We start from the raw sequence: 5,309 nt of genomic DNA, 5'->3' as shown, positions 1-5,309 counted from the left end.
GGGATTGCCCGGCCACTCGTAGGCAGCGCGGAAGACGAGCTGGCCCGGCGCGTCCCCTTCCGGGAAAAGCAGCGCGGCGGCGTCGGCCCGCAGCAGGCGCGGGATCTCGCTGACCAGGAAGTCACCCAGCGCCGCCGGATCACGGTAGCCGCCGGCGCGGTTGGCGAAGTCGAGCAGGAGGGCCTGCGACTGGTTCGCCAGCCGCAGCTTTTCGACGATGCCGGCCACGTGGGAGTGGACGACCGGCTCCGAGACCAGCAGCCGCAGAGCGATCTCCTGATCGGACAGCCCCGCGGCGGCCAGGCGCAACACCTCATTCTCGCGGTCGGTCAGGGGGTCGGCGCCGTTGGCGGCCTGGGTCTCGGCCAGCAGGCGGGCGGCGATCTGGGGCGACAGTTGGGCGCGGCCGGCGGCGGCGGCCTTGATGGCCCGGCGCAACTCGTCGGCCTCGGTGTCCTTGAGCAGGTAGCCGATGGCCCCGGCCTTGATCACGGCGGTAACGGCCGCCTCCTCGATGACGCTGGTGACGACGATGACCTGCGCCGGCAGGCCGCGGCGGCGAATCTCGGCCGTGGCCTCCAGCCCGCTCATGACGGGCATGATGAGATCCATCAGCACCACGTCCGGCTGCAACGCCTCGACGCGCTGCACCGCCTCCGCGCCGTTCACCGCCTCGCCGACAACCTCCAGGTCGGGATCGAGGCCGAGAAACATGCGCAAACCCTGGCGAACCACGCTGTGGTCATCGGCAATTATGATGCGAATGGTCATGTATTCTCCCGTCGGGCAGGATTATATCACATGGGGAAAGGGGGAGGGGGGAAGTGGCAGGTGGCAGGTGCGACGCACTTCCCGAAGTGCGTCGCACCTGGGCTTTCTAGGGCGCGCAACGCTTCAGCGCCACCTCGTCCACGTACATCCCCGTCACCCCGCCCGTGCCGTTGTTGAACACGCCGAAGTAGAGTGTCACCGCCTGGCCGCGGAAGGGGGTCATGTCGAAGGTGTGCAGCGTCCACTCGCTGTACCACTGCCGCTGGAAGAGCAGGGTGTGCTGCCGGCCGGCGCTGTCGAAGAGCAGTACCAGCTGCACGTCGTCGCTCAACTGCGTCCGGTCGAGCGGCGAGGTGGGCACGACGGGCGGCGGCGTCAGGCGGCCGGCCGACCGCCCGGTGGTTGTGGCGAAGAGGCGGAAGGTGAGCGTGGCCGTGGAGCTGGCCGGGATGAACACCGTCTGCTGGGCCGAGGAGTAGCTGTAGACGTTGTCCGGTGGGTGGACGATGCCCGCCCGCAGGGCGCGCTGGCCGCTGAAGACGGGGAACGTCACGAAGCCGGCCGGGTACACCGTCTGATTGATCCGCCAGCCGGCGTCGCTCTCGAAGCCGCCGTTGATGACTACGTCGCTGCATTGCGGCGGGCGGGTGGCCGTCGCCGTGGGCGTGGCCGTGGGCTGCGGTGGTCGGGTGGCGGTCGCGGTGGGCGTCGGGGTGACGGTGGCCGTGGCCGTCGCGGTGGGCGTCGCGGTCGCGGTCGGTGTGGCCGTTGCCGTCGGCGTCGCGGTCGGCGTCATCGTCGGCGTCGGCGTGGGCGACGCGCCGAGAAGCAGCGCCGGCAGGTAGACGGGGGCCGGCGTGCGCGTCGGGGTCGTCGTGAGGGTCGCACTGGGCGTGGCCGATGGCGTCAGGGTCGGCGTCGCGCTGGGCGGCGTGCCGGTGACGGTCGACGTCGAGGTAACTGTCGCGGTGGGCGTGGCGGTGGTGGTGGCCGTGGCCGTTGTCGTAGACGTCGCGGTGTTTGTCGCCGTGGCGGTAGGGGTTCGGGTCGCGGTGGGCGACGTAGTGGGCGTGACCGAGACCGTCGGCGTCAGGGTGGGGATCTGCTCGATGGATACCGCGCCGCCGGTAAAGACGCCGTCCACGGTCTGATCGTCGATATTGGCGAAGAAGGGGGCGGGGCTGCCCAGGAAGACGATGTCGGTCGCCACCGGCGCGGGAATCCAGGCCACGTCGAAGGTCAGGGTCAGGATGTCGCTGTTGGGGATGACCGTGACGGGCGAATTCTGGTTGTAGATCAGGATCTGCAGCCGCCCCTCGCCGCTGACCACCTGCAGCGTGGCCACGGTCTCGTAGCCGGCCGGCAGGTTGGGCGCGACGGCGTCGATCAGGCCATCCCCATCGCCGTCGGCCGTGTCCAGTGTCAGCAGGGTGGCGTCGTAGGACAGGGCGAAGAAGATGGTGTCGATGGCCTTGCCGCCGTTCTTGAACGCCAGCGGCACGGCGACGGGCGCGCCGGCCGTGGCCGGCGTGAAGGGGGCCACGTCTAGACTGGGCGCGGCGGCCGGGCCGCGCGGCGTGGGCAGCGGGCGGGCCTGCGCCTCGTCGCGCGCCAAAGAGAACACCAGGACAAGGAGGAGTAACGCCGTAAGGCCGAGGAAGAGGGATGCCAGGGTGCGTCGGGCCATACCGGACATTATAAGAGAGAGTTGGGGCGGTGTGTGTAGAGAAGGCGTGAATTGAGCGGGAGAGCCGGGGCAGGGGTGCGCGCTGGACGCATCTTCTGTCCGAAGGGCGGGTTATCTATGGCAGTGTTAGCAGCTCCAGACCTGACAGGTGGGCGGCCAAAAGGTAATAGGGCGAGGAGCGAATCCATTGGCCGCCCACCCATCAGGTCTACAGAAGTTCGACGGAGAACCACATGAATTTACTTGCCGGAAAGAAGGCGCTGGTCTTTGGCGTCGCCAACAAATACTCCATCGCCTGGGCCATCGCCGAGGCGTTCCACCAGCAGGGGGCCGAGGTGGGCCTGAGCTACGGCATCCCCCAGTTGGAGAAGCGCGTGCGGCCGCTGGCGGCGGAAATCGGCGCGACGTTCGTCGAGAAGTGCGACGTGACCTCCGACGACGAGCTTGACGCCACCTTCGCCAAGGCGGCCGACCACTTCGGCCGGCTCGACATCCTGGTGCATTCGGTGGCCTACGCGCCCTCGGAGGAGTTGGAGGGGCGTTTCTACGACACCAGCCGTGAGGGCTTTCGCATTGCCCTGGACATCAGCGCCTACAGCTTCGTGGCCCTGGCCCGGCGGGCGCGTCCGCTGATGCCGGACGGCGGCTGTATGCTGACGATGACGTATTACGGCGCGGAGAAGGTCGTGCCCCACTACAACGTGATGGGCGTGGCCAAGGCGGCGCTGGAGGCCAGCACGCGCTATTTGGCCGCCGACCTGGGGCCGGAGAACATCCGCGTCAACGCCATCTCGGCCGGGCCGATCAAGACGCTGGCCGCGGCGGGCATCGCCGGCTTCCGCAAGATGCTCGGCTACGTGGGCGAGCGCGCCCCGCTGCGCCGCAACATCGACCAGGAGGAGGTTGCCAAGACGGCTCTCTGGCTGTGCAGCGACCTGGGCAGCGGCGTGACGGGAGAGATCGTCTACGTCGATGCGGGCTATCACATTTTGGGCATGCCCGAGCCGCCGGAGAAATGGGAATAGGGGCTAGGTTCCAGGGGCTAGGGGCTAGGGAAGAGCACTTTGACCCAGTTCTCACCCCTGCCCCAGGCTCTTTCTTCCCTGGAACCTGGCCCCTAGAACCTAGCCCCTATCTTAATCTGTATCGTAAGCCGCCCGCGCTATGCTCTTGACAAATCGCGCGGACGGACTATAGTTGCGCGTTGGGAACGTTACGATACAGCGCAATCGCACTTATCTAGAGCAGTCGAGGGACCCGGCCCGTTGACGCTGCAGCAACCTCCAGGTAGGAAGGTGCTAACTCCGGCAGCGAAAGCTGGAAGATAAGAGGTAAAAGTGAAACCTAGACGCTACGCCTCTTGACCTGCTCAAGGGGCGTTTTTTGTTATCCCGTGGCTCCGGCCAGCGCTAAAACCGTGGAGGTATTTGATTAGATGACAACCAGCTTCATGGCCTCGCCGAGTATGCTCTTTACGTCCGAATCCGTGACCGAGGGGCATCCGGACAAGATGTGTGACCAGATCAGCGACGCCGTCCTCGACGCGCTGTTGGCGAAAGACCCAACGGCCCGCGTCGCTTGCGAGACGGCGGTTAAGACCGGCTTCGTGATGCTCCTGGGCGAGATCACGACGACGGCTTTCGTCGATTTCGACAAGCTCGTCCGCCAGGTCGTCACCGACATTGGCTTCGACGACAGCAGCAAGGGCTTCGACGGCAACACCTGCGGCGTCCAGGCCGCCATCGCCGCCCAAAGCCCCGACATTGCCCAGGGCGTCGATACGGCCCTCGAAGTGCGCCAGAACGGCGACAGTGACGCCGAAGTGGACGCCATCGGCGCCGGCGACCAGGGTATGATGTTCGGCTTCGCCTGCGACGAGACGGACACGCTCATGCCCCTGCCCATCTATTTGGCCCATCGCCTGACGCGGCGGCTGGCTCAGGTGCGGCGCGACGGCACGCTGCCGTGGGTGCGCCCCGACGGCAAGGCCCAGGTGACCATCGAGTACGCCTATGGCGAGCCGAAGCGCGTCCATACCGTGCTCGTCAGCACGCAGCACGCCCCCGAGGTAGACGCCGAGACGATCCAGCAGGAGATCATCAAGCACGTGATCCTGCCTGTGCTGCCCAAGGAGCTGATCGGCGAGCACCCCAACCTCATCATCAACCCCAAGAAGGCGACGGAGTACGGCCCCAATGACCTGTGCATCTACGTCAACCCGACCGGCCGCTTTGTGGTCGGTGGCCCGATGGGCGACGCGGGCGTGACCGGTCGCAAGATCATCGTCGATACCTACGGCGGCATGGGCCGGCATGGCGGCGGCGCGTTCAGCGGCAAAGACCCGACGAAGGTCGACCGCAGCGCGGCCTACGCCGCCCGCTGGGTGGCGAAGAACCTGGTCGCCGCCGGGCTGACGCGGCGCTGCGAGGTGCAGGTGGCCTACGCCATCGGCGTCGCCCACCCGCTGAGCGTCAACGTCGAGACGTTCGGCACCAGCCCCTATTCCAGCGAGCAGTTGGTCGAGCTGATTCAGGAGCACTTCGACCTGCGCCCCGGCGCGATCATTCGCGACCTGAGGCTGCGCCGGCCGATCTACCGCGCCACGGCTGCCTATGGCCACTTCGGCCGCGACGACATCGACGCGCCGTGGGAGAATACTGACCGGGCCGAGGCGCTGCGCCAGGCCGCGGCGGCGCTAGAGCCGGTGTTGGCCTAATTTGATTCGGTGCGACCCACTTTCTGAAGTGGGTCGCACCTGCGCCGGATTGAAACTTAAATAGCGCGACAAAGCCTCACTCACCAGCAGGTTGGTGAGGCTTTGTCGCGCGCCGGCCCGCTTGACGTAAGTAGG

The 5,309-nt window shown here is 67.0% G+C and carries 4 protein-coding genes and 1 riboswitch; of the genes, 2 read left to right on the top strand and 2 right to left on the bottom strand.

Going from position 1 to position 5,309, the window contains the following annotated elements; translation table 11 throughout:
- On the bottom strand, nt 1–771 hold a 771-nt coding region (locus ACE3UY_RS05460), incomplete at its 3' end, for a response regulator (RefSeq protein ID WP_374686539.1).
- A 106-nt stretch (nt 772–877) separates the two neighbouring features.
- A complete protein-coding gene (locus tag ACE3UY_RS05455) occupies nt 878–2,458 on the bottom strand; it encodes a hypothetical protein (RefSeq protein ID WP_374686538.1) in 1,581 nt (526 codons plus the stop codon).
- A gap of 233 nt (nt 2,459–2,691) precedes the next feature.
- Between ACE3UY_RS05455 and ACE3UY_RS05450 the strand changes: the two genes are divergently transcribed.
- Both ACE3UY_RS05450 and ACE3UY_RS05445 read left to right on the top strand, forming a co-directional pair.
- Nucleotides 2,692–3,483, top strand: coding sequence for an enoyl-ACP reductase (locus ACE3UY_RS05450; RefSeq protein ID WP_374686537.1), 792 nt, complete (start codon nt 2,692–2,694; stop codon nt 3,481–3,483).
- A gap of 207 nt (nt 3,484–3,690) precedes the next feature.
- A riboswitch (SAM riboswitch) is annotated at nt 3,691–3,789 on the top strand.
- Between the two features lie 104 nt (nt 3,790–3,893).
- Nucleotides 3,894–5,174 (top strand): methionine adenosyltransferase, encoded by a 1,281-nt coding sequence (locus tag ACE3UY_RS05445; protein WP_374686536.1) that lies wholly within the window; start codon nt 3,894–3,896, stop codon nt 5,172–5,174.
- Nucleotides 5,175–5,309: the final 135 nt, after the last annotated feature.

The organism is Promineifilum sp. (SeqCode) (genome assembly GCF_041918635.1).
Lineage (GTDB): Bacteria > Chloroflexota > Anaerolineae > Promineifilales > Promineifilaceae > Promineifilum.
Note: the sequence above shows the minus strand (reverse complement) of the source record. Positions and strands in the feature narration are given on the sequence as shown.

Coding starts and splice junctions, on each gene's coding strand:
- ACE3UY_RS05455 (WP_374686538.1), bottom strand. CDS start 2,458: ATGGCCCGACGCACCCTGGCATCCCTCTTCCTCGGCCTTACGGCGTTA.
- ACE3UY_RS05450 (WP_374686537.1), top strand. CDS start 2,692: ATGAATTTACTTGCCGGAAAGAAGGCGCTGGTCTTTGGCGTCGCCAAC.
- ACE3UY_RS05445 (WP_374686536.1), top strand. CDS start 3,894: ATGACAACCAGCTTCATGGCCTCGCCGAGTATGCTCTTTACGTCCGAA.